This is a genomic window from Streptomyces reniochalinae, assembly GCF_003323735.1.
Lineage (GTDB): Bacteria > Actinomycetota > Actinomycetes > Streptomycetales > Streptomycetaceae > Streptomyces > Streptomyces reniochalinae.
Genome location: NZ_QOIM01000041.1, coordinates 330,232 through 351,937, shown reverse-complemented (window position 1 = coordinate 351,937; position 21,706 = coordinate 330,232). Strand labels below are relative to the sequence as shown.

The following is a 21,706-nucleotide window of genomic DNA, read 5'->3' as shown; positions in this document are numbered from 1 at the left end:
TCGTGCTTGTCCATGATGGCCTTGGCCTCACGGATCCAGCCGTCCAGGTTGTCGGGGTAGGACTTGCCCTTCTCGGCCTTCTTCTCGCCGGCCTTGTCGGCCTTCTTGTCGCCCTTGTCGGTCTTCTTGTTGGCCTTGTCGTCCTTGTCGGCGGCCTTGGCGGCCTTGGTGGCGTGGGCCGCGGGCTTGGCCTGGGGCGCGGTGGTGGTGGCGTGGGCGGTGCCGCCCAGTGCGGTGGTGGCGATACCGGCGGCGCCCAGGAGGGTCAGGCCGGTGGTCAGCTTGGTGTTGCGCAGAGCAGTACGCATGCGAGCGGGATGCCTTTCGAGGGGGGACACATCCGGCCGCGTCTTCGGGCGGGTGCCCGGTCTCGTCGCGACCTGGGTGCCACCCTGCGGACCGGCTCCCCGCCCCGACAACTATGTGACGTACTATCCCGCTTCGTCCGCTTCACCGGCCGTCGTGCGCCACTCCACCCCACCCTCCCGGCCCCGGCCCCGGCCCCTCGGACATCCGAAGGCGCTTCGTATGTGACCTGGCCCCTATGGGTGCCCTCACACCCGGCCCCCACCACCCCCACCCCCAGCACACCGACCCCCTACGCACCGTCGGCGGTATTCAGCCCTCAACGGCCAGTTCCAGCTCGGCCGTCAGGCGGATGTCGGCCGCGCTGCGGCCCGCCGCGAAGGTGGCAGGTCCCGGACGGGCGTGCCAGGTCTGCGTCGCGTCGTCCCAGGACTGCACCGCGCGCAGCGGGACGGTCAGCCTGGCGTCCGCCGAGGCTCCGGCGGCGGCCTGCACGACGGCGAAGGCCGCGAGCCCGCGGTCGGCCCCGTCGGGTCCGAGGTAGAGCTGGACGACCTCGCGTCCCGCGCGTGAGCCACTGTTGCGGACGCGGACGACGACCTCCGCGACCGGTGCGTACGGGTCGTCACCTGACGTGGCGGGGGTGCGTTCCGTGACGTTCAGGGATTCGTACTCCCACGTGGTGTAGCCGAGGCCGTGGCCGAACCAGTAGGCGGGCTGCGGCCCGTCGGCCCGCCGCCAGGCGCGGTAGCCGATCCACGGGCCCTCGGCGTACGGGAGCTGTCCGTCGGGGCCGGGGACGACCTGGTGCACGGGCAGGTCCTCCTCCGCGTCGGGCCAGGTGGTCGGCAGTCTCCCGCCGGGTTCCGCCGCGCCGAGCAGCACGTCGGCGAGCGCGTCACCCCCTGCCTGACCGGGGAACCAGCACAGCAGTACGGCGGCGACGTCGTGACGCCAGGGCATCAGCACGGGCGCCCCCGCGTTGACCACGACGACGGTGCGGGGGTTGACCTCGGCGACGCGGGCGACCAGGTCGTCCTGGCGGCCCGGAAGGGCCAGGGTGTCGCGGTCGACGCCCTCGCTCTCCGACTCGTCCGTGGTGCCGACGAAGACGAGCGCGCTGTCGGCGGCTGCCGCCTGTCGTACGGCCCGGTCGATCAGCTCGTCCTCGGGCACGGCGGGGGCGCCGTAGCCGAGCGCGAAGGAGATCAGCCCGAACAGGCCGCCGGCACCGTGGGAGGAGACCGAGTGGACGAGCCGTACGGGGACGCTCGCCCCGGCCTCCGCGTCGAGGAGGAAGACCCGCTGCGGAGGGTTGAGGAACGCGGCGGCCGGGTCCTCGCTCTCGGGCTGGAGCTCCCCGTCGTAGAGCACCCGCTCCCCCGCCTCCAGCCGGAAGTGGCCGACACCGCTGACGGCCAGCCGGTGCGTGCCGCTCCACGCCGGGGTGAACGCGCCCGTCAGCTCGACGCGGCCCAGGTCGGAGAAGGAGGCACCGCCCGGCAGGCCGCCCATCCAGCGGACGCTGCCGTCCCGCTGGTCGGCGCGGGCGATCTCGGCGTCGTCCAGACCGTGCAGGACGGCCGTCAGCCGGAAGCCGTCGGCGTGGGTCGCGGGCCCGAGGCGGGAGCGCGGGTCGGGCCCGGGCTCGTAGGTCAGCTCGGTCCCGTCAGGGAGCGCGGCCCCAAGCGCGTCCACAGGGGAGCTGACCTGCGCGGGAAAGACCTGCGAGCTGCCCCCGCCGCCGAACCGGAGCACGGAGGCGTGCAGGCCGCTGACCGCGATCCGGCGGCGGGGTGGCGCTTCGGTGGCGGCATCGGGGGCCGTGGCGGTGCCCTCGGCGAGCGGCAGCACGGCGTCCTGGTTGCGCAGCAGGACGAAGGAGCGCGCGGCCAGATCGCGCACGGTGGCGGGCCCGTCGAGTGGGGCGGGCACCACTTCGGCGGGGACGGCCGGCGGGACGTCGCCGAGGACGCCGACGCGTGCGGCCAGCAGCAGCACCCGCCGGGCGAGGGCGTCGACCGTCTCCTCGGCCACCTTGCCCTCGCGGACGGCGGCGACCAGGTGCTCACCGTAGACGGTGTCGGGTCCCGGCATGGCCAGGTCGAGGCCGCCGAGGGCGCAGCCGACGGTGGAGCGGGCTCCCGTCCAGTCGGAGACGAGGGCGCCGTCGAAGCCCCACTCGCCGCGCAGCACCCCGCCCACGAGCACGTCGTGTTCACTCATGGTGACGCCGTTGACGCTGTTGTAGGCGGCCATGAGCGCCCAGGGCCGGGCCGTGCGGACCACCCGCTCGAAGGGCGCGAGGTACAGCTCCCGCAGGGTGCGGCCGTCCGCGCGCACGTCCACGGTGTAGCGGTCGGTCTCGGCGTCGTTGGCCACGTAGTGCTTGGGTGTGGCACCGACACCGCCCTCCTGGACCCCCGCGACCAGCGCGGCGCCCAGCACGCCGGTCAGCTGAGGGTCCTCGGAGTACGCCTCGAAGTGGCGCCCGCCGTACGGGGTGCGGTGCAGGTTGATGGTGGGGGCCAGGACGACGTGGGCGCCCTTGCCGCGGGCCTCCTGGGCCAGCAGCCGCCCGGCGCACCGGGCGGCCCCGGTGTCCCAGGTGGCGCCGATGGCCGTGGGCGAGGGCAGGGCGACGCTGGGGTCCTCGGGGCTCCAGTCCTCACCCCGCACCCCGGCCGGGCCGTCGGAGAAGACGAGGCGGCCGAAGCCGGCCTCCGTCCGGGCGGCCGCGGGGTCGAGCGACCACATGTCGGTACCGCCGAGGAGCGCCACCTTGGCGGTCAGGTCCAGCCGGGCGAGCGCGGCCTCCACGGCGGCGCGCGTCCGGCCGGGCTCGGCACGCGTCTGGTCGGGCGTCGGGGTACCGGGGTTCTCGCTACTCACAGCCACTCACACCGCTCATGTCGCTCACATCGCTCACTGGCTGTGTTCAGCCTCTCAGATCCGGCCCCGCCAGGCTCGCGAAAGCCGTCGAAGACCGCCGGCGTCGTCCCGAGCGGGTGCGTGCGCCGGCTGGTGCCGCTGGGCGCCGCCCCCGTGCCGGTAGGCGCCACCCCGTGCCGGTGGGCGCCGCCCCCCGTGTGGGTGCGGGCGCCGCCCCGTGTGGGTGCAGGTGTCGTCCCGTGCGGGTGTGGGCACGGGGGCACCGGGCCTGCGGCGACAACGGGAATCATGAGAAAACCGCAGCTCAGACGGGTGTTATCGGTATTGACAACCGTCACCGATGCAACCTTTGCACCTTTTGACGCTGTGGGTTTCACTTCAGGCAGCCGGAGCCGCGCGAGCGGCATGCCGATGGGGAGGATCGACGGTGAGCGGGAGTCACGAGCACGGGCACGGAGCGACCGGCCGGGCGGTGCCAGGGCGGCAGCAGCCGGCCGGCGGGCAAGGCGGCCACGGGCGGACGGACCATGGGCAGCACGGCCACGCGGGTCACTCGCACGGTGTCTCGGCGCACGCCGACCGGCGCTGGCTCTCGCTGGCGCTCGCCCTCATCTGCGCCTTCATCGTCGTCGAGACGGCCATCGCCGTACTGGCCGGCTCGCTGGCCCTGCTGTCGGACGCGGCCCACATGCTCACCGACGCCGTCTCGATCGTGCTGGCGCTGGTCGCGATGCGGCTCTCGGCGCGGCCCGCGCGCGGCGGCTACACCTTCGGCCTCAAGCGCGCCGAGATCCTCTCCGCGCACGCCAACGGGCTCACCCTGGTGCTCGCCGCGCTGTGGCTGGGCTACGAGGCGGTGCGCAGGCTGCTCGACCCGCCCGAGGTGACGGGCTGGATGGTGGTCACCACGGCCCTGGTGGGCATCGTGGTGAACCTCCTGGCGACCTGGTGCCTCTCGCGCGCGAACCGCTCCTCGCTCAACGTCGAGGGCGCCTACCAGCACATCCTCAACGACCTCTTCGCCTTCATCGGAACCGCCGTCGCCGGCCTCGTCGTCGTGGTGACCGGCTACGTCCGCGCCGACGCCATCGCCACACTGCTGGTCGTCGCACTGATGCTGAAGGCGGGCTACGGTCTGCTGCGCGAATCCGGCCGGATCTTCCTGGAGGCGGCGCCCGTCGGCCTCGACCCGGACGCGGTGGGCGACGACCTGGCCGCCGCCGACGCCGTGACCGAAGTACACGACCTGCACATCTGGACGATCACCTCGGGCGAGCCCGCGCTCTCGGCGCATGTGCTGGTCGAGCCCGGGGGCGACTGCCACAGGGTCCGCCTGAACCTGCACAGGCTGCTGGCCGACAGGTACGGCCTCACGCACACCACGCTCCAGATAGACCACGCAGGACGCCTGCCGTCCGGGGCGCACGCGCTGACGACCGTCGGCGCGGGACCGGCCCACTGCGACAGCCCCCACGGGCCCTTCCACCACGACGGGCCGCACCCGCACTGACCCGCCGTCCGCCCGGCCGGGACCTCGCAGAGGGGCCGTTCGGCCCCTGCTGGGTCCCTGCCGGCCTGGGGCACTCTGGGAGCAGTCCCGGGGAGCACGCGTCAGCCACCCGGGGCGTGCGCCACCGCTGGGCCGCCGCCCGCGGCCTGTGGGGGGTCCGCGGGCGGCTTCTTCTGTCCTGTGGCGCCGTGGGGCGCCGTCGAGCAGTCCTCATCTCGGGGGCGCTCAGTCTTCCGAGGGGCTCTCGCAGGGCGTGTCCGTCGGGGTGGGTGAGGGGGACGAGGTGGGGGTGTCCGTCGGGGTGGGAGTGGGCGACGGCGACCCCGTGTCCCCGTCGCAGGAGGGCGGCTCGGTCGGAGCCTCCGACGCGGAAGGCTCCGGGTGCGAGGGACGCGCACCCGGCGTGCCCGGTCCCGGTGAGCCGCCGCCGTGGTGGGTGCCGCTCCCCGTGCGGCTCCCCGGGCCCTTGCCGCGCTCCTTTTCCGCCGCCCCGCCTCCGCCCCCGCTGCCGCGTTTCCCGCCACCCCAGCCCTCGCCGCTCCCACCGGCGGTAAGGACGCCCTCTCCGTCGGGTACGGCGTGGGTGCCCTCACGGTAGAAGCGGAGCCAGGCCAGCACGGTGCGCAGGTAGGCGTCGGAGTGGTTGTAGCTGAGGATCGCCCGGCGCAGCCCCGGTGCGCGGGTCAGGTCACGGCCGTCGGCGCACAGGTAGCGGCCGGCGGCCAGTGCCGCGTCGTGGATGTTGTGGGGGTCCTTCCTGCCGTCCCGGTTCCCGTCGGACGCCCAGGTCCGCCAGGTGGAGGGGATGAACTGCAAGGGGCCGACGGCACGGTCGAACTCGTCGTTCCCGTCCCAGGCGCCACCGTCCGTGTCCGCGATGCGGGCGAACCCGTGCCCGTCGAGCACGGGGCCGAGAATCGGCCGGCGGGTGGTGCCGTCGGGCCGTACGTCACCTCCGCGGGCCTGTCCCGACTCCACCTTGCCGATGGCGGCCAGCAGTTCCCAGGGCAGCCCGCAGTCCGGTGCTGTCGAGCGCAGGGTTCCGGCGGCGTGCCGGTAGGCGCTCAGGACGGTGGCGGGGATACCGGAAGCGGCCGCGGTCGCGAGGGTGCTCGCGCGGTCGGCGAGCCTGCCGGACGCCCCGTCGAGGGGCGGCAGTTCCGTGTGGTAGGAACCGTCGTCGGCGGCGCCTGTCGGAGAGGGGGCGGCGGCGCGGTGGGAGTCCCACGGAGCGCGGGCGTCCCTGGCACCGGCGACGCCGGGGGCCTGCGAGGCCGTCAGCGCGGCGACCGCCACCACGGCGAGTGCGGTACTCGCGGTGCCCCGCCGCAGCCTCACGCGTCCGCTGCCGGCGGGCAGCGCCACGCGACCGCCGGCCGCGGTGTGTCCGCCCTGTCGCGACCGCCCGCCTCGTCCGCCCGGTCCGGATCGCCGGGACGTCTTCTTCCCGTCCTGCTGGGTCATGGGCCGTCCTTCAGCTGAGGGTGTCGATGGCCGCGATCTTCCATGTGCCGTCCTGCCGTACGGCGTTGACCGCGAGCATGGCGCCGGCGTAGGTGGCGTCGTCTCTCGCTCCGCCGTCCGCCTTCTCCTCGTCCGCCCGCGCCTTCTTCTCGCCCCGCGCTCCGGTACGGGCGCTGTGCTGGTCCGCGAACAGGAGGACGCGTGCACGGTCGCCTTCGAGCGCGGTGACCGCGCTGTCGGTGACGGCCGTGGTCAGGACGAGCTTCTGCTCGCGGCCCTGTTTCCTTACGGCGGTGAGCAGTTCGCGGTGCTGTTCGACGGCTTTCCCGGTCAGGAGACGGCGCGCCGCGTCCTCGTTCTTCTCCGGCTCGGCGTGGTCGTAGGAGAAGAGCGCGTTGACGGCGCTGGTGACCTCGCCCTTGACCTGGCTCGTACCGGCGGCGTCCGCGAGAGCGGTGTTCCGTGCGGACGCCGCGTCCCGCAGCCCGGCGGCCTCGGTCGCCGCCCAGGCGGCGAAGCCGCCGAGCAGGAGGGTGAGCGCGGCGCAGACGAGCAGCAGCGCGCGCCCACGCGGTGCCCACCCCCGTACGAGCCGGGCGAGCCGGCCGGCCAGGGCCAAGGGCGCGGCGGGCGTGCGCCTGCCGCGTTCGTCGGCACGCGCTTCGTCGGCGGCCGGCTCGACGTCCCGCGAGGCGGCGTCGCGGCGCTTCTCGGCGCCGGAATCGTCGATACGCGGTCGGTCGCCGCGGGGGTCGTCGCCGCGGGGCTCAGGTCCGGGTGCAGGGTGTGTCGGGTTCGGGCGGTCCGGCTGCGGCGCCCGGCCCGTGCGCGGCCGGTCGGCGAGGCGGCGTCGGCGGTTGACGAGGTGGCGGGTGGTGGACATGAATGTGCTGCTCCTCGCTCGGTCAGCCGCGCTCGTCCGGTGCGGTGGCCGAGTAGCCGACCGGCACCTGGGCGAGGGCGCTGAGCTTCCAGCCGTCCTCGGTACGGGTGAGTTCGCCGCGCATCCGGGTCTGCTTGGTCGCGGGCTTCTCCTTGGGGGCCTTGACCGTGGTCCTCACCGCGACCAGCACACCGGCCCGGCCTGCCCGCTCGTCCAGCTCGGCGACGGCGCTGGTCAGGATCCGCGCCGACGTGACGGTCTTGGCCGCACGGATCTGCTTCTCGAACTCCTCGCGGCCCTTCTTCAGCTGGCCGCGCAGCTCACCGGTGGTGGACTCCTCCCAGGAGTCGAGCCCCGCGTCGATCTCGCGGTGGTCGAGGGTGTTGAGGTTCTGCACCGCCTGTTCGCCCGCCGAGCGCACCTCGTCGCGGGTCGCGGCGTACTCCAGGGTGTCGTCGTGTGCGGCGCCGTACCAGGAGAAGCCCGCCCACACGGCAGAGCACAGCGCCGCGAAGGCCAGGGCGAGCGCCACCGTGCGGAGGGGGCCGCCGCCGGTGAGCCGCCGGACTCGTCCGCGCTTCGCCCGTCTCGCGGTCGTCCCAACCTTCTCGCTCCCGCCCTCCGTCCGTGCCGCTTCCATATCCGCCTCGGGGGCGTCGGCGTCTGCCGCGGAAGTGTCGGCGTCTGCCGCGGCGGCGGCGCTGTCCGCCTTCGGGGCGGCGGTGTCCGCCTCGCGTGCGTGGGTCATCGGTCTCACCTGGCCTTCATCGCGACGATCCGCCAGTCGCCGTGGTCGCGGTGTGCGGTGACGGAGAGCTGCGCGGCGGCGTGGGTGGGCTCCTGGCCCTCGCGGCTCGTGGTCTGGTCGAGGAAGACGAGCAGTTCGGCGCGGTCACCGCGCAGCCGGGCCACGCCGACGTCGACGACACGGGTGGCGAGCGTGAGCTTCTGCTCCCGCGCCTGCTTCGTCACCTGCGCGAACAGCGTGTCGTACTGGCGCGCCGCCTTGCCCGCGAGCAGGTCGTCGGCCGCCTGTTCGGTGCGGGCCAGGCCCTCGGGGGTATACGAGAAGATCCGGGAGAGCGCGTCACCGACCTCGCCGGAGGCCCTGCTGGTGGCCGCGCGGTCGGTCAGTGCGGCGTTGCGGGCCGCGTCGCCGCTCGTCAACTGGGCCGCCCGCACGAGGAAACCGGTCCCCGCGGCGAGCGCCAGGGCGAGCACCGCCACCACGTACCAGCGGGCACGCCGGCTTCCCAGCAGGGCGAGGAGCCGAACCGTGCGGGGGAAGGCGGGACGTCTCATCGGCGCTCCTCCCCCACGGGGACGGGGGCCAGCGAGGTGAGCTTCCACCCGTCGTCCGTCCGTTCGAGTCCGGCCGTCATGCGCTTGCGGTCGGCGGCGGGCGCCCCGCCCCTGGTCGTAGTCGTGATACGCACGGTGGCGATCAGCTCGGCGGTGCCCGCCGTGTCGTCCAGGCCGGTGAGCGCCGCGTCGGTGACCCGGGCGCGGGCGCTGGTGCCGCGCTCCTCCAGGGTGTCGGCGCTCGTGTTCTCGTCGCGGCGCAGCTGGTCGCGGAGCGGTCCCGTGGTCGCGTCGCGCCACTCGCGCAGTCCGGCGGTGATGTGCCGCGCGTCGATGGAGTTGAGGGTGGCCAGATGGCTACGCCCGGCGGCGAGTGCCTCGTCGCGGGCGCGGGAGTAGGCGAGGTCGTCGTCGGTGTGCGCGCTCCGGTAGAGCCATGCCGAGGCCGCGCAGAACAGCAGCGCGGCCAACAGCAGTCCGACCTGCCAGACCGCTCCGCGCGGCCGCCGCGCGCCGGCGCCGGTGCCCGTGTCTGCTCCCGTGTCCTCGCCGCACTCGGCCCCGTCGGCCTCGTCGACGGGCACAGGTGCGGGGGCCACGCCCTCTTCCGCGGGGGTATTCTCCCCCGTCGGGTCCGGCCCGGTGTCCGCTCGGCCCTGTACGTCGGTGCTCACTTTCCCTCCTTCCCCTGCTTCAGTCCGAGCAGAGCGGCCATGTCGTGCGGTTGCCGTGTGGCTCCGTCAGCGGAGCGGGCGGTCAGCCGGTCGGCGTGGTCGGTGGCGAGGGATCCCGGGCGCGCGGGTGCCGGCGGCGGGCCGCCCGTGGGGGCGTTGGCTGAGCCGCGTACGTTCTTGCCGCCTGCCGCCGGGGAGGCACAGTGCGCGCGCTCGTTGAGCGGCGGTGCCTTCCCCGTCTCCAGGCCGTTGCGGTAGTGGGTGCCCTCGTACCCCGCCGTGCAGGGCAGGGGGTCGAAGAAGGCGAGTGACATGCCGAGTGTGGCCCCTTCCTTGGTGATGGCGGTGGATCCCGCGGCGGCCACCCGGGGCAGGGTGACGAGGAGTTCCTCGATGCCGCGCTGCCGGGTGAGGGCGAGTTCGGAGGTGGTGGTGAGGTTGGCGAGCAGCACGCTGAGGCCGGGGTCGAGGTCGCGCAGCAGGCCCGTCACCTGAGTGGCGGCGCCCGGGGTACGGGCGATGAGGCGGCGCAGGTCGGGGTCGGACCGCTTCAGCTGTGCGAGCAGTTCCCGGGCGCCGGTGGCGAAGTCGCGCAGCGCGTCGCCCTCTTCGCGCTGGGTGCGCAGCACGGTTGCGGAGTCGACGATGAGTCCGGTGGTCTCGGGGGCGGCCGCGTCGGCGGAGTCGAGGAACTCGCTGCCCGTCTCCAGCAGGGCCTCCAGGTCGTCGCCGCGCCCCTCGAAGGTGGTGCCCAGCTCGTCGACGACGGTACGCAGTGCGTCGTGCGGGACGGAGGAGACCAGGTTGTCGACGCTGCTGAGCACCTTGGTGGGCGGCGCGGGCAGGTCGGTGTCGGCCTGCCGGATGACGGAGCCGTCGTGCAGGTAGGGGCCCTTCTTAGTGCTGGGGCGCAGGTCGATGTACTGCTCGCCGACGGCCGAGAGGTTGGCGACGACGGCCTCGAGCTCGTCGGGGATGCGGGGCGACGACGTGTTGATCCGCAGGTCGGCGGCGACGCCGGTGTCGGTGAGGTCGATGGTGTCGACCCGCCCCACGGACACGCCGCGGTAGGTGACGTTGGCGTGCTCGTACAGGCCGCCGGTGCGGGCGAGTTCCACGCGGACGGTGTAGTAGTCGCGCAGGCCCACGTAGCGGCCCACGTCGGCGTAGCGGACGCCGATCAGGCCGAGGACGAGCACGGCCAGGACGAGGAAGGCGATGTTCTTGACGAGGACGGCGCGGGCCGGCATCACCCCTCACCCCCGGCCGCTTCGGGTGCCGCGGCGACCGCGGGCAGCGGCAGTGCGGCCGGGCTGCCGGTCCCCCCGGCGCCCGGGTCGACGGGGATCGGTTCCTCCTCCAGTGGCGGTCGCAGTGTGGTGCCAGGTGGCGCCGTCACCCGCAGATAGAGGTTGAGGTAGTCGCCCTTGACCCCGGTCAGGACCTCGTCGGTGAACGGGTAGGTGAACAGCACCTGGAGCGAGTCGGGCAGGTCCGCCCCCGAGTCGGCGAGGCGGCGCAGGGTGGGGGCGAGGGCCTTGAGGTCGGCGACGATGTCGTCCTTGCCGCGGTTGACGGTGTCGACGGCGACGCCGGAGAGGGTGTCGAGGGAGCGCAGCATCGTCATCAGCTGCCCGCGCTGGTCCTCCAGCGTGGTCAGCCCTGGGCTGACCTCGGTGAGGACGGTGTCGATGCTCTTCTTGCGTGCGGCGAGGGTGGCGGAGAGCCGGTTGACGCCGTCGAGCGCGCCGGTGATGTCGCCCTTGTGCCGGTCGAGGTCGCTGACCAGCTTGTTGACGCGGCGCAGCATCGACCTGGCCTCCTCCTCGTTGCCGTCGAGGGCCTTGTTCAGCTCGGTGGTGATGGTCTTGAGCTGGCTGACGCCGCCGCCGTTGAGCAGCAGCGAGAGAGCGCCGAGCACCTCTTCGACCTCGGGGTTGCGGTGGGTGCGGGCCAGGGGGATGTGGGTGCTCCGGCGGCTGCCCGGGTGGTGGGCGGCGGATGCCGCGGGCAGGGAGCCGTCCCCTCCCCCGGCGTCCTCGCCCTTCGGCGGGTCGAGGATCTGCACGTACTTCTCGCCCAGCAGGCTGGACTGTTCGATGCGCGCGTAGGGCGTCGCCGGGAGCCGCACCCGCCCGTTGAGGCGCATGGTGACCTCGGCCGTCCAGCCCTTCCTGCCGAGCGTGATCTTGGTGATCTTGCCGACGGTGACGTCGTTCATCTTCACGGAGGACTGCGGGACGAGGCTGAGTACGTCCCGGAACTCGGCGGTCACCGTGTACGGGTGGTCGCCGAGGTCGGCGCCGCCGGGCAGCGGCAGGTCCTCGAGGCCGCCGAACCGCGGCAGGTCCACTCCGCCGCCCAGCAGGGTGAGCCCCAGCGCGGCGGCCACCGCGGCGGCGGCGACGCCGGTGCCGGCGCGCACCGCCACGGCCCGTCTCCCCGTCCGTGCGCGGCTCATCCGTCCGCCCCCTCACGTGCGTCGGTCCTCTTGTCGGGGGTGCCGTAGACCGGTCCTGCCGGAGGCAGGGGGACGGCGGGCAGCGCCTCGCGCTCGCTCGGGGTGACGGGCACGAGCCCTGCCGTGCCCGAGGCGGCGGAGCCCTGGGCGGGCAGCAGGGGGCCGCCCATGCTCAGCTCGTTGATGTCGGCCCGGTTGTCGAGGGTGCCCTGGTCCGGGTTGTAGATCTTGAGGAAGTTGCCGGCGGCCAGCGGCGCGGTGTCCAACGCCTCGGCGAGGGAGGCGCGCTGGTCGACGAGGGTCTGGGTAAGGGGCGCCAGTTTCCTGACGTTCTTCTTGAGGCCGCCGCGGTTGTCCTCGATGAACTTCTTCACCTTGCCCAGCGCCGTACCGAGTTGGGCGAGGGCCTGGGCGAGGTTCTCCTTGTCCTCGGCGAGGAAGGTGGTCACGTCCGAGAGCTGCCGCTCCGCCGTGCGGACGCGGGTGTCGTTGCGCTTGAGCATGCTGGTGAAGGAGCGCAGGTAGCCGACGGTGGCGAACAGGTCGCCGCTGTTGCCGTCGAGGGTCTTGGCCGCCTTGCCGAACTCCTCGACGGACTCGCCGAGGGCCGCTCCGTTGCCGTCCAGGTTCTGCGCGCCGACGTCCAGCAGTGCGGACAGCGCTCCGTCGGAGTTGGCGCCCTCGGGGCCGAGCGCGTCGCTCAGCTCGGTGATGCCGGCGTAGAGCTGGTCGACCTCCAGCGGAACGGAGTTGCGCCCCGAGGGCAGGACGGCGGAGTCGGCCAGCTTGGGCCCCGTGGTGTAGGCGGGGGTGAGCTGCACGTAGCGGTCGGAGACGAGGCTGGGCGCGATGACGACGGCACGGGCGTTCGCGGGGACCTCGACGCCCTCGTCGATGCGGAGGGTGACCTCCACTTTCTTGCCGTGCGGTTCGACGGCCTCGACGCGGCCGACGCGGACGCCCAGCACTCGCAGGTCGGAGCCCTCGTAGACGCCGACGGCCCGCTCGAACCAGGCGGTGACGCGGGTACCGTCCCGGCCGCCGAGCACGGTCGCGCCACCGGCTGAGGCGCCGATCACCAGGGCGAGGGCGGCGGCCAGGGCGAGGCCGCGCCCGCGCGGGCGTGCGGGTTCGGTGCTCATCGGCCCTCACCTCCGGGTTTCGGCGGGCGGCAGCCGGTCTCCGGCGGGGTACCGGGCGGCAGGTACCGCTTGGGCACGAGGCCGCACAGGTAGCTGTCGAACCAGCGGCCGTTGCCGAGGGTGTTGCCGATGAGGCGGTAGTAGGGCCCCGCGACGGCGAGCGCTTCGTCGAGGCGCCGGCGGTTGTCGGCCAGTACGCCGGTGACCCGGTCGAGGGCGCGCAGTGTGGGGCCGAGCTGTTTGTTGTTGTCGTCCACCACCCCGGTCAGCTCGCGGCCCAGGTCGCGGGTGCCGGTCAGCAGCTGGTGGATGGCGCCGCGGCGGGCGCGGACCTCGGCGAGCAGCAGGTTGCCGTCGCTCAGCAGAGTGGTGAACTCGTCGCGTTGGCCCTTGAGGGTGCGGGTCAGTTTCTTGGCTCCGGCCAGCAGGTCGGCCAGTTCCGTGTCGCGGGAGGAGAGGGTCCGCGACAGCTTGGAGAGCCCCTTGGCGGCGCCGCGCACGTGGGCCGGTGTGCCGGCGAAGGTGTCGGAGACGGCCCGGAAGCTGTCGGCGAGCTTGGCCGAGTCGATCTCCTCGAAGGTGCGCCCGAGCCCGGTGAAGGCCTGCGTCACGTCGTAAGGGGACGTGGTGCGTCCGACGGGGATGCGCTGGTGCGGGTCCTGCCGGCGGCCGCCGAGCGGATCGAGCGCGAGGTACTTCTCGCCCAGCAGGGTGCGGATGCTGATGGCCGCCCTGCTGGCGTTGCCCACCCAGGTGTCCTTCACCCGGAAGGACACCGCGACCTTGGCGCCGTCCAGGGCGACCTCGGACACCTCACCGACCTTGACGCCCGCGACGCGCACCTCGTTGCCGGCGCGCAGCCCGGCCGCCTCGGTGAAGTCGGCGGTGTAGGTGGTGCCGCCGCCGATGAGCGGCAGGTCGTCGGCGCGGTAGACGGCCGTGCCCAGCAGCGCGAGGAGGACCAGTCCGACGAGGCAGACGGCGATGGGGTTGCGCTCGGACATCGGCTTGACGCGCGGCATCCGCAGCCGCCGGGGGGCGCTCATCTTCGGCACCTCGGCTCGCTGGTACCGATGCCGGTGGGCGGCTCGCTGCCGTCCGTGGTGCGCAGTCCGCTGATCCGGGCCTCGCACAGGTAGGTGTTGAACCAGGAGCCGTAGGAGGCCGCCCTGGCGAGGGTGCGCATCTTCTGCGGTGAGGTGCGCAGGAACTTCTCGAACTGCGGTGTGCCCGCGTTCAGTTGGCCGGAGAGCCTGCCCAGTTCGCGGATGTCCGCCTTGAGGGGCGCCCTGCCGTCCTCGACCAGCCCGGCCGTGGTGGTGGCCAGCCCGCCCATGGCGCTGATGGCCTCCCCGAGGGGTTTCCGGTCCTTGGCGAAGCCGGACACCAGGTCGCTGAGGCTGGTGACGAGTTCGTTGAAGTTCTCCTCGCGCCGGTTGACGGTCTCCAGCACGGTGTCGAGGTTCTTGATGAGGGAGCCGATGACCTTGTCCTTGCGGGCGAGCCTGGTGGTCAGGGAGCTGACGTGGCCGACCAGCGAGGTCACGGTCCCGCCCTCGCCCTGGAGCACCTGGATGATCTCTCCGGCCAGCTGGTTGGTCTCCTTGGGCGACAGCCCTTCGAACAGGGGCTTGAAGCCGTTGAAGAGCTGGGTGAGGTCGAGCGCGGGTGTCGTGCGGCTGAGCGGGATGGTCCCGTCCGCGGCGAGGTCGTGCCCGACGGGTCCGCTGCCGCGCCTGAGGTCGACGTAGCGCTGGCCGACCATGTTGAGGTACTTCACCGAGGCGTGCACCGAGGCCGGGAGCCTCCGGCCCTTCTCGACGGAGAACCGCACCTCGGCGACGCGGCGGTCGACGACGGCGATGTGGTCGACCTGTCCGACCCGCACGCCCGCGATCCGGACGCTGTCGCCCTCCACGAGTCCGGTGACGTCGCTGAACCGCGCCCGGTAGGTGTCGCTCTCCCCGACGCCGGTGTGGGAGATGCTCAGCGCGAGGACGGCGGTGGCCAGGGAGGTCGTCAGCACGAAGACGAGCGACTTGATCAGGGGGCCTGCCAGGCCCGCGCGGTTCATCGCAGGCTCACCTCCGTGCCGCGCAGCGCGGGCCCGGCCAGGACGCTGCTCCAGCCGGGCAGGTCGGTGGCCGACGCGCCCGCTCCCGGCGCCAGCAGTTCGTTGATCAACCGGTTCTCCTGCGGCGAGTTGGGCATCCCCGTGCCGCCTTGGGCGTCCGCGACGGTCGCGCCTGGGGGAGCCGGCTCGGGCGCCTGGCCGGCGGCGTCCTCGGCCCCCGCTGCGCCCCGCCCTTTCTCGGTGGCCTCCGCGCCGCCGGACCCCTTCGCCTCGTCGGCGCCCTTCGCCCGCGTACCGCCGGCCGGGCCGAGGTAGGGAACCGAGTAGCAGCGCGGGCTGCCGCCGGTGTGGCCGTATACGGGGGTGTCCTTGCCGGGGCGGTATTTGCCGCGTGAGGGCACGACCTTCACGTCGACGTGCAGGCCCGGCTCGTCGGTGCCCTTGCCGAGCGCCTGGTCCATCACGGGCACGAAGGTGGCGAGCGTGCGCAGGGTGCAGGGGAAGGACGGGGACTGTGCGGCGAGGGTGCGCAGGGTGGGGCGGCTCGCCCCGGCCAGCCGGATGATGTTGCCCCGGTTCTCCCGCAGGAAGGCCGTCATCTCGCGGGCGGTGCCGGTGGCCGCGCCGTACGCGGTGGACAGGTCCTCCGCCTTCTCGGCCAGCGTGCTGCTGGTGGTGGCGAAGTCGGAGAGCGCGGTGAGGATGTCGGGCGCCGTGTCGGCGTACAGGTGGCTGACCTCGACGAGTTCCTCGATGTCGCGGTTGAGCGCCGGCAGGTGCGGGTTGAGCTTGGCCAGGTAGGCGTCGAGCGTGACGAGGGTGTCGCCGAGCGCGTCGCCCCTGCCCTCCAACGCCTGTGCGACGGCGGTCAGGGTCGCCGACAGCTTCTGCGGCTGGACGGCGGTGAGGGTGGGCAGCAGGCTGTCCAGCACCTCTTCGAGCTCGATGGCGTTGCGGCTGCGGTCCCGCGGGATGGTGGCACCGGCACTGATCGCCTTCGGCGAGGGGTTCTCGGGCGCCACGAGCGCCACGTAGCGCTGCCCGAAGACGGTGGTGGGCAGCATCTGGGCGCGCACGTCCGCCGGTATGCCCTCCAGCTTGTCGCGGTGGAGAGCCACCCGCAGCCGCGCGCCCCGCCCGTCGGAGCTGATCTCGCGCACCTGGCCGACGACGACGCCGCGCATCTTCACGTCCGCGTTGACGTGCATCTCGTTGCCCGCCTGCGAGGTGCGCACGGTGATCTCGGCGTCGTCGGAGAACTGCTTGTCGTAGACGGCGACCGCCAGCCAGATCAGCAGCGCGGGCACCAGCAGGAAGACGACGCCGGCCATCCGGCGGCGGGCCGTGGCGCCGCGCCGTCCTTCCGCGGGGGCGCTCATCCGGCGACCTTCACGGTCGTGGTGGCGCCCCACAGGGCCAGGCTGAGGAAGAAGTCGGTGACGCTGATGAGCACGATCGCGTTGCGCACCGACCGTCCCACCGCGATGCCGACGCCCGCGGGGCCGCCCTCGGCGCGGTAGCCGTAGTAGCAGTGGGTGACGATCACCATGACGCTGAAGACGAAGACCTTCAGGAAGGAGAGCAGCACGTCGGTGGGCGAGAGGAACAGCGCGAAGTAGTGGTCGTAGGTGCCGGCCGACTGGTCGTTGTAGAAGACGGTGATGAAGCGGGACGACAGGTAGGAGCTGAGCAGTCCGATGCCGTACAGCGGGAGGATGCCGATGACACCGGCGATGATGCGGGTGGTGACCAGGTACGGCATGGAGCGGATGCCCATGCTGTCGAGGGCGTCGATCTCCTCGTTGATGCGCATGGCGCCCAGTTGCGCGGTGAAGCCCGCGCCGAGGGTCGCGGACAGGGCGAGGCCCGCCACCAGCGGGGCGATCTCGCGGGTGTTGAAGTAGGCGGAGATGAAGCCCGTGAACGCGTCGGTGCCGATCTGGTTGAGCGCGGCGTACCCCTGCATGCCGACGACCGTCCCGGTGAAGAGGGTCATGGCGGTCATCACGCCGACGGTGCCGCCGATCACGCCGAGGCCGCCGCTGCCGAACGCCACCTGCGCCAGCAGCCGCAGCACCTCGTGCAGGTAGCGCAGCAGCGCCTTCGGCACCCACAGCAGCGCGCGCAGGTGGAAGAGGAACTGGTCGCCGGGTTTGTCGAGCCAGCCGAACAGGCGGGCCGGCGGGCCGGGCTGGGCCATGGGTCAGCCCCCCTTCGGCGGTACGAGCTGGAGGTAGATCCCGGTGAGGATCATGTTGACGAAGAAGAGGAGGAGGAAGGTGATGACGACGGACTGGTTGACCGCGTCGCCCACGCCCTTGGGCCCGCCGCGCGGGTTCAGCCCCCGGTAGGCGGCGACGATGCCGGCGATGAACCCGAAGATCATGGCCTTGATCTCGCTGATGTACAGGTCGGGCAGCTGCGCCAGCGCGGAGAAGCTGGCCAGGTAGGCGCCCGGGGTGCCGTCCTGGAGGACGACGTTGAAGAAGTAGCCGCCCAGCGTGCCGACGACGGAGACCATGCCGTTGAGCAGCACCGCCACGCCGACGGTGGCCAGCACCCGCGGCACCACGAGACGCTGGATCGGCGAGACCCCCATGACCTCCATGGCGTCCAGTTCCTCGCGGATGGTGCGCGAGCCCAGGTCCGCGCAGATCGCCGACCCTGCGGCGCCGGAGATCAGCAGCGCGACGATCAGGGGGCTGGCCTGCTGGATGTTGACCAGCACGCTGGCGGCCCCTGTGAACGACTGGGCGCTGATCTGGCTGGTCAGCGAGCCGACCTGGAGGGCGATGACCGCGCCGAACGGGATGGAGACGAGGGCGGCGGGCAGGATCGTGACGCTGGCGATGAACCAGAACTGCTCGACGAACTCCCGCAGCTGGAAGGGCCGCCGGAAGACCGCCCGCACCACCGTGAGCGCGAGGGCGAAGAGCCTGCCGGGCTCGCGCAGGAACCCGAGCCCCCTGAGCGGTGCCTTGACGGCCTTTCGCCGAGCGGGGCCCGGCTCGGGTCTCCCGCCCGCGCCGGGCGGCGTCTGCTCGGTGGCGGTCACGGGCGCTCCCTGGGCCCTGACGACAGGTCCGGGCGGCCGGTGTCCACGGAAGCCGTCGCCGCGTTCGGGTCCGCACCGGCCGCGCCCGCCTCGCCTCCGCGCCGCGCGACGCCGGTGCGCTGCGGCAGAGGCGGCATGTTCTGCGGCAGGCTCGCCTCGACGGCGCGGCGGGCGGCGGGCGGCAGTTGGTCGAGCATGCCCAGCACCCGCTCCCTGCGCCGCCGCACCGCCTGCCGCTCCGGCAGCCCGGGGGTGGGCTCCAGCTGCGGAACGACCTCGCGGGGTACGGCGTGCAGCGGCCCTGCCGCCTGCCCGTCGGCCTCGCGGGCGAGGGTGGCCGCGTCCTTCTCCTCCGACATGCCGATGGGGCCGGTGCGGCTGCCGGACAGGAACTGCGCGATGACCGGTTCCTCGCTGGTGAGCAGCACCTCCCGCGGCCCGAAGGTGACCAGGTTGCGGCGGAAGAGCATGCCCATGTTGTCGGGCACCGTCGCGGCGATGTCGAGGTTGTGGGTGACGATCAGCATCGTCGCGTCGATCTGCGCGTTCAGATCGATGAGCAACTGCGAGGTGAAGGCGGTGCGCACCGGGTCGAGTCCGGAGTCGGGCTCGTCGCACAGGATGATCTGGGGGTCTAGGACGAGGGCGCGGGCGAGGCCCGCGCGCTTGCGCATGCCGCCGGATATCTCGCCCGGCAGTTTGTCCTCGTCGCCGGCGAGACCCACCATCTCCAGCCGCTCCCTCACGATGCGGCCGATCTCGGTCTCCTTCTTCTTGGTGTGCTCGCGCAGCGGGAAGGCGATGTTGTCGAAGAGGTTCATGGAGCCGAACAGCGCGCCGTCCTGGAACATCAGCCCGAACTTCTTGCGGGCCTCGTACACGTCGCGCTCCCGGCTGCGCACCATGTCGACGCCGTCCACGAGCACGCTGCCGCGCTCCGGTTTGACCAGCCCGATCAGCGACTTGAGGAAGACCGTCTTCCCCGTGCCGGAGGGGCCGAGCATGACGCTGACCTCGCCTGCGGGCAGGGTGAGCGTGAGGTCCTGCCAGATGTTCTTCGTCCCGAAGGACTTCGTCAGCCCCTCAACGGTCACTTCGATGCCCATGACGGCGCCCCCTCCCGGTGCGTTTGTGCGACCGCGCTCATCTCGGCAGCTCCGGAACCTCGGGCGGCGCCGCGCATCCCAGCCCGCCGGGGCGCATCAGGCACGGTTGCCCCTGGATGAGCTTCATGTAGTTGCCGCTGCCCGAGATGCTCGCGGTGAACAACCGGTCCAGGTCCTCGCCGCCGGTTCCGCACCCGGTGAAGGCGGGGATGTCGAGTTCGGCGCGCAGGACGCCGCCCTTGAAGACGTGGTACTCGTCCGGGCCGACGCCGTGCAGTTCGATGTCGACCGGTTTCTCCGTACGGCAGTGCGGCCCCACCGGCAGCGGGGTGCCGTTCACCGCCACGTGGTGCATCCGCAGGGTCTGGCTCATGAAGACCGTGGCGTAGTTGGGCAGCGTGTTGCCGCGCTGCTCGGTCACGATCGTCATCGGGGTGCCGGTGAACTCGATCTTCGCGGTGACGGGCATCAGGTCGAAGTCGAGGAAGGTGGCGGAGGCGTCGGGCAGCGTGACCTCGCCGACGCTCCGGGTCTGGTTGTAGGTGCCGTCGCTGCCCGACTCGACGTTGATCAGCAGGTTGGCGGTGGTGGCCCCGTCGGCGGGGTCGTTGATCGCCATGCCGCCCCGCAGCTTGAGCACGTTGGCCACGGCGACCGGGACCGTGCACCAGTGCGTGCCCGCCAGTTTCACCATGGTCACGCCCGGCGGCGGCTCGGGCAGCTTCGAGCGGTCCAGCTCGGCCGTGGGCCGCTCGGACTCGCACGGCTTCGCGGGTGGCAGCGGGTCGTCTCCCACGTCGATGTCCGCCTCGCGGCGTGCGCTCCGCCCGTCCTCGTCCCCCTGGCCCCCCTCGTCCCGCCCCGGCGGCGCCGCGCTCCCTGTCGGGGTGGGCGAAGCGGACGGGCGCGGCGACCCCTCCTGGCCGCCGACCGGGACGGTGGCCAGCACGGGGCCCCGCTCGTCCGCCGGTGTGCACCGGGCCGCGGGCGGTGCCTTGGCCGGAAGTGTCGACGGTCCCGCTGAGGGCTCCCCCTGCGGGGCGAGGTCCAGGTCGAGCGCGCCGACGGTGAAGGTCACCTTGCCCGCGCGCTCGACGGTCACGGGCGGGGGCTCTCCCCGGTGCGCCAGGGTGAGGTCCGCGGCGTCCCGCACCGGGGCGGAGGGGGCCTTGAGGCCGTCCCATCGGGCTTCGGCGTCAGAGGTTCCCTGGGCCACCCGCACCGTCAGCGTCGCGGCGGAGGCGACGTCGGTGGTGCCGGCGGGCAGGATCTCGGCCAGCGTCTTCGCGGAGAGCACGGTGTCGACTTCGAGCCGGCTCACCCGCAGCGGGCTGCCCGGTGTGCCGGATGTGGGGAACCTGGCGGAGACCTCGGCCGCCACGCGCTGTACCCCCGTGGGGAACGCGCACGTGTAGGCGAGGCGCACCGTGGCCTCGCTGTCCCGCGCCTGTGAGCCCGTACCCGGCAGTACCCCGGCCACCAGCGCGACCGCCGCCACGGCGGCGCCCCGTGCGGTGCGTCGCCGGGTTCGGGCACTGGGTCTCACGCGTGACTCCAACGGTCGGCTCGTCGCCCGGGGCGGGCGGGGCTGCTGTTTCCCCGCGGCCGGGGCGGGCTGGTGCGCCGCACCCGCACGGGGAGTGCGGGTGCGGCGGGTCGTTCGGGTGCCGGCCTGGTGCGGCCGGCGGTGCGGGTGTCCCGGGCGTCAGTCGGCGGTGATGGTCTGGGCCGGGTCGGTGTCGTAGGCGGCGTTGAAGGTGGCCGAGTCGCCGGCGTTGATCAGGCCGAGGCAGTCGGCGTCGGTGGCCTGGAGGTTGCCGCCGTTGATGACGAGCTGGTGGGTGGCGTTGTCGAAGTAGCCCGTCACCGTGGCGTCGCCGCCGTCCGGGCCCGCGAAGGAGGCGCTGCACAGGCCGTCGGCGTCGGAGATGGAGGCGGTGATGCCGCTGATGGAGCCGGTGACCCGGTCGGGGTTGCCCGCATCGACGGACTCCGCGTTGATGCTGAGCGGGCTGGAGACGGTGACGTCGAAGCTGATGCCGGCCAGGGAGCAGCCCGTGAAGGTCAGCGAGTCGATGGTGCCGAGGCCGGCGCCCGCGTTGCCGGAGCCCGTCTTGAGGTCGCCGCCGGCGTCCGAACTCGAACAGACCAGCTGCGCGTTGGGGACCGACAGGGTCGGCTGGGAGGCGTTCGCGGAGAACGCGCCGCCCGGGGTGACCGTCCAGGTGCCGGCCGAGGTGGCGGCTGCCGAGGCGGCGGAGAAGCCGAGGGCCGCGACCGCGGCGACGGCCGCGACCGCGGCCCGTCTGGTGAATTTGCGCACGTGACATTCCCTCCACTGGATGTGGGATCCTGAAGAGCTGTGCTCCGCACCGGGGCGACATTCTCGGCACAGTCGCTGCTCATCGCAGAGAACGCTGCGCCACGCCATTTTCCGTATGCCCTTTTCGAGGGCTGGCACGACGGGACGTTACGCACTGGTAATGCGCCGGTGCAATACCTCCGCACAAGAAGTGAGGGGGCGTTTCCCGCAGGCCGGATTTCTTGTCACCGCCTGCGCGTCGACGGCCTTTTCACACAGCGCGGTTCATCACCAGGTGCGCATTCCGGCTGCGCACTGGTGACGGCGCCCGGCGGCGGTGGCAGCGTGGTGACTCGCGCGTGTACCGGCCATCTTCCGCGTTTCCGAGGGGCTGCGCCGCCGCGCCCGCTGGTCTAAGGTCTCCCGTGCACGAGCGCCGATGCCGTACGCCACCGACGCGAGGCGCCGCCCCCACGCGGCACGGCAGCGGAGTGCGCGATTCCATCGACAGGCGGCCGGCCGCACCGGCCGCACG

At 72.9% G+C, this 21,706-nt stretch carries 18 protein-coding genes and 1 pseudogene; 1 reads left to right on the top strand and 18 read right to left on the bottom strand.

The genetic code is table 11. The features are described from left to right. Both DQ392_RS25400 and DQ392_RS25395 read right to left on the bottom strand, forming a co-directional pair. A pseudogene (locus DQ392_RS25400) lies at nt 1–308 on the bottom strand (transglycosylase SLT domain-containing protein); the annotation flags it as partial. 310 nt (nt 309–618) lie between these two features. Then, nucleotides 619–3,198, bottom strand: coding sequence for a glycoside hydrolase family 3 protein (locus DQ392_RS25395; protein WP_245981929.1), 2,580 nt, complete (start codon nt 3,196–3,198; stop codon nt 619–621). A 427-nt stretch (nt 3,199–3,625) separates the two neighbouring features. Here DQ392_RS25395 and DQ392_RS25390 point away from each other — a divergent pair, with 427 nt between their 5' ends. Continuing rightward, nucleotides 3,626–4,708, top strand: coding sequence for a cation diffusion facilitator family transporter (locus DQ392_RS25390; RefSeq protein ID WP_425470602.1), 1,083 nt, complete (start codon nt 3,626–3,628; stop codon nt 4,706–4,708). A 225-nt stretch (nt 4,709–4,933) separates the two neighbouring features. Here the strand turns inward: DQ392_RS25390 and DQ392_RS25385 are convergent, their stop codons facing one another. From DQ392_RS25385 to DQ392_RS25310, 16 genes are all read right to left on the bottom strand, one after another. Next, nucleotides 4,934–6,172 (bottom strand): lytic transglycosylase domain-containing protein, encoded by a 1,239-nt coding sequence (locus DQ392_RS25385; protein ID WP_114018006.1) that lies wholly within the window; start codon nt 6,170–6,172, stop codon nt 4,934–4,936. Nucleotides 6,173–6,182: 10 nt separating this feature from the next. Next, nucleotides 6,183–7,055, bottom strand: coding sequence for a hypothetical protein (locus tag DQ392_RS25380; RefSeq protein WP_114018005.1), 873 nt, complete (start codon nt 7,053–7,055; stop codon nt 6,183–6,185). Between the two features lie 22 nt (nt 7,056–7,077). Further along, nucleotides 7,078–7,695 carry a nuclear transport factor 2 family protein gene (locus DQ392_RS25375; RefSeq protein ID WP_425470605.1) on the bottom strand — a complete coding sequence of 206 codons (618 nt, stop codon included), beginning with the start codon at nt 7,693–7,695 and terminating at the stop codon, nt 7,078–7,080. A 113-nt stretch (nt 7,696–7,808) separates the two neighbouring features. Next, complete coding sequence (locus tag DQ392_RS25370; protein ID WP_245981926.1) at nt 7,809–8,357, bottom strand: hypothetical protein; 549 nt, start codon at nt 8,355–8,357, stop codon at nt 7,809–7,811. Beyond that, nucleotides 8,354–9,031 (bottom strand): hypothetical protein, encoded by a 678-nt coding sequence (locus tag DQ392_RS25365; protein WP_245981924.1) that lies wholly within the window; start codon nt 9,029–9,031, stop codon nt 8,354–8,356. Before DQ392_RS25365 ends, DQ392_RS25370 begins: the two co-directional genes overlap by 4 nt. Next, the gene (locus DQ392_RS25360) at nt 9,028–10,281 is read right to left on the bottom strand and encodes an MCE family protein (protein ID WP_114018004.1); all 1,254 of its coding nucleotides are present in this window, start codon (nt 10,279–10,281) and stop codon (nt 9,028–9,030) included. The genes DQ392_RS25365 and DQ392_RS25360 overlap by 4 nt, the downstream gene beginning before the upstream one ends. Then, nucleotides 10,281–11,492 carry an MlaD family protein gene (locus DQ392_RS25355; RefSeq protein ID WP_114018003.1) on the bottom strand — a complete coding sequence of 404 codons (1,212 nt, stop codon included), beginning with the start codon at nt 11,490–11,492 and terminating at the stop codon, nt 10,281–10,283. Before DQ392_RS25355 ends, DQ392_RS25360 begins: the two co-directional genes overlap by 1 nt. Continuing rightward, a complete protein-coding gene (locus DQ392_RS25350) occupies nt 11,489–12,634 on the bottom strand; it encodes an MCE family protein (protein WP_114018002.1) in 1,146 nt (381 codons plus the stop codon). The genes DQ392_RS25355 and DQ392_RS25350 overlap by 4 nt, the downstream gene beginning before the upstream one ends. Beyond that, on the bottom strand, nt 12,631–13,680 hold the full coding sequence (locus tag DQ392_RS25345; RefSeq protein WP_114018001.1) for an MCE family protein: 1,050 nt from the start codon (nt 13,678–13,680) through the stop codon (nt 12,631–12,633). Before DQ392_RS25345 ends, DQ392_RS25350 begins: the two co-directional genes overlap by 4 nt. Beyond that, a complete protein-coding gene (locus DQ392_RS25340) occupies nt 13,677–14,708 on the bottom strand; it encodes an MCE family protein (protein ID WP_114018000.1) in 1,032 nt (343 codons plus the stop codon). Before DQ392_RS25340 ends, DQ392_RS25345 begins: the two co-directional genes overlap by 4 nt. After that, the gene (locus DQ392_RS25335; protein WP_114017999.1) at nt 14,705–16,087 is read right to left on the bottom strand and encodes an MCE family protein; all 1,383 of its coding nucleotides are present in this window, start codon (nt 16,085–16,087) and stop codon (nt 14,705–14,707) included. The genes DQ392_RS25340 and DQ392_RS25335 overlap by 4 nt, the downstream gene beginning before the upstream one ends. After that, on the bottom strand, nt 16,084–16,908 hold the full coding sequence (locus tag DQ392_RS25330; protein ID WP_114017998.1) for an MlaE family ABC transporter permease: 825 nt from the start codon (nt 16,906–16,908) through the stop codon (nt 16,084–16,086). Before DQ392_RS25330 ends, DQ392_RS25335 begins: the two co-directional genes overlap by 4 nt. A 3-nt stretch (nt 16,909–16,911) precedes the next feature. Beyond that, on the bottom strand, nt 16,912–17,763 hold the full coding sequence (locus DQ392_RS25325) for an MlaE family ABC transporter permease (protein ID WP_114017997.1): 852 nt from the start codon (nt 17,761–17,763) through the stop codon (nt 16,912–16,914). Then, entirely contained in the window at nt 17,760–18,869 is a 1,110-nt protein-coding gene (locus DQ392_RS25320; protein WP_245981922.1) for an ABC transporter ATP-binding protein, read from the bottom strand. The genes DQ392_RS25325 and DQ392_RS25320 overlap by 4 nt, the downstream gene beginning before the upstream one ends. 37 nt (nt 18,870–18,906) lie before the next feature. Then, a complete protein-coding gene (locus tag DQ392_RS25315) occupies nt 18,907–20,415 on the bottom strand; it encodes a DUF6801 domain-containing protein (protein ID WP_114017996.1) in 1,509 nt (502 codons plus the stop codon). Between the two features lie 159 nt (nt 20,416–20,574). Beyond that, nucleotides 20,575–21,192: a hypothetical protein gene (locus DQ392_RS25310; RefSeq protein ID WP_114017995.1), complete on the bottom strand. Its 618-nt coding sequence runs from the start codon at nt 21,190–21,192 to the stop codon at nt 20,575–20,577. Nucleotides 21,193–21,706 lie beyond the last annotated feature (514 nt).

Excerpts from the sequence above, each read along its gene's own strand:
- DQ392_RS25385 (WP_114018006.1), bottom strand. The coding sequence starts at position 6,172 with ATGACCCAGCAGGACGGGAAGAAGACGTCCCGGCGATCCGGACCGGGC.
- DQ392_RS25380 (WP_114018005.1), bottom strand. The coding sequence starts at position 7,055 with ATGTCCACCACCCGCCACCTCGTCAACCGCCGACGCCGCCTCGCCGAC.
- DQ392_RS25375 (WP_425470605.1), bottom strand. The coding sequence starts at position 7,695 with ATGGAAGCGGCACGGACGGAGGGCGGGAGCGAGAAGGTTGGGACGACC.
- DQ392_RS25370 (WP_245981926.1), bottom strand. The coding sequence starts at position 8,357 with ATGAGACGTCCCGCCTTCCCCCGCACGGTTCGGCTCCTCGCCCTGCTG.
- DQ392_RS25360 (WP_114018004.1), bottom strand. The coding sequence starts at position 10,281 with ATGCCGGCCCGCGCCGTCCTCGTCAAGAACATCGCCTTCCTCGTCCTG.
- DQ392_RS25355 (WP_114018003.1), bottom strand. The coding sequence starts at position 11,492 with ATGAGCCGCGCACGGACGGGGAGACGGGCCGTGGCGGTGCGCGCCGGC.
- DQ392_RS25350 (WP_114018002.1), bottom strand. The coding sequence starts at position 12,634 with ATGAGCACCGAACCCGCACGCCCGCGCGGGCGCGGCCTCGCCCTGGCC.
- DQ392_RS25345 (WP_114018001.1), bottom strand. The coding sequence starts at position 13,680 with ATGAGCGCCCCCCGGCGGCTGCGGATGCCGCGCGTCAAGCCGATGTCC.
- DQ392_RS25340 (WP_114018000.1), bottom strand. The coding sequence starts at position 14,708 with ATGAACCGCGCGGGCCTGGCAGGCCCCCTGATCAAGTCGCTCGTCTTC.
- DQ392_RS25335 (WP_114017999.1), bottom strand. The coding sequence starts at position 16,087 with ATGAGCGCCCCCGCGGAAGGACGGCGCGGCGCCACGGCCCGCCGCCGG.
- DQ392_RS25330 (WP_114017998.1), bottom strand. The coding sequence starts at position 16,908 with ATGGCCCAGCCCGGCCCGCCGGCCCGCCTGTTCGGCTGGCTCGACAAA.
- DQ392_RS25320 (WP_245981922.1), bottom strand. The coding sequence starts at position 18,869 with ATGGGCATCGAAGTGACCGTTGAGGGGCTGACGAAGTCCTTCGGGACG.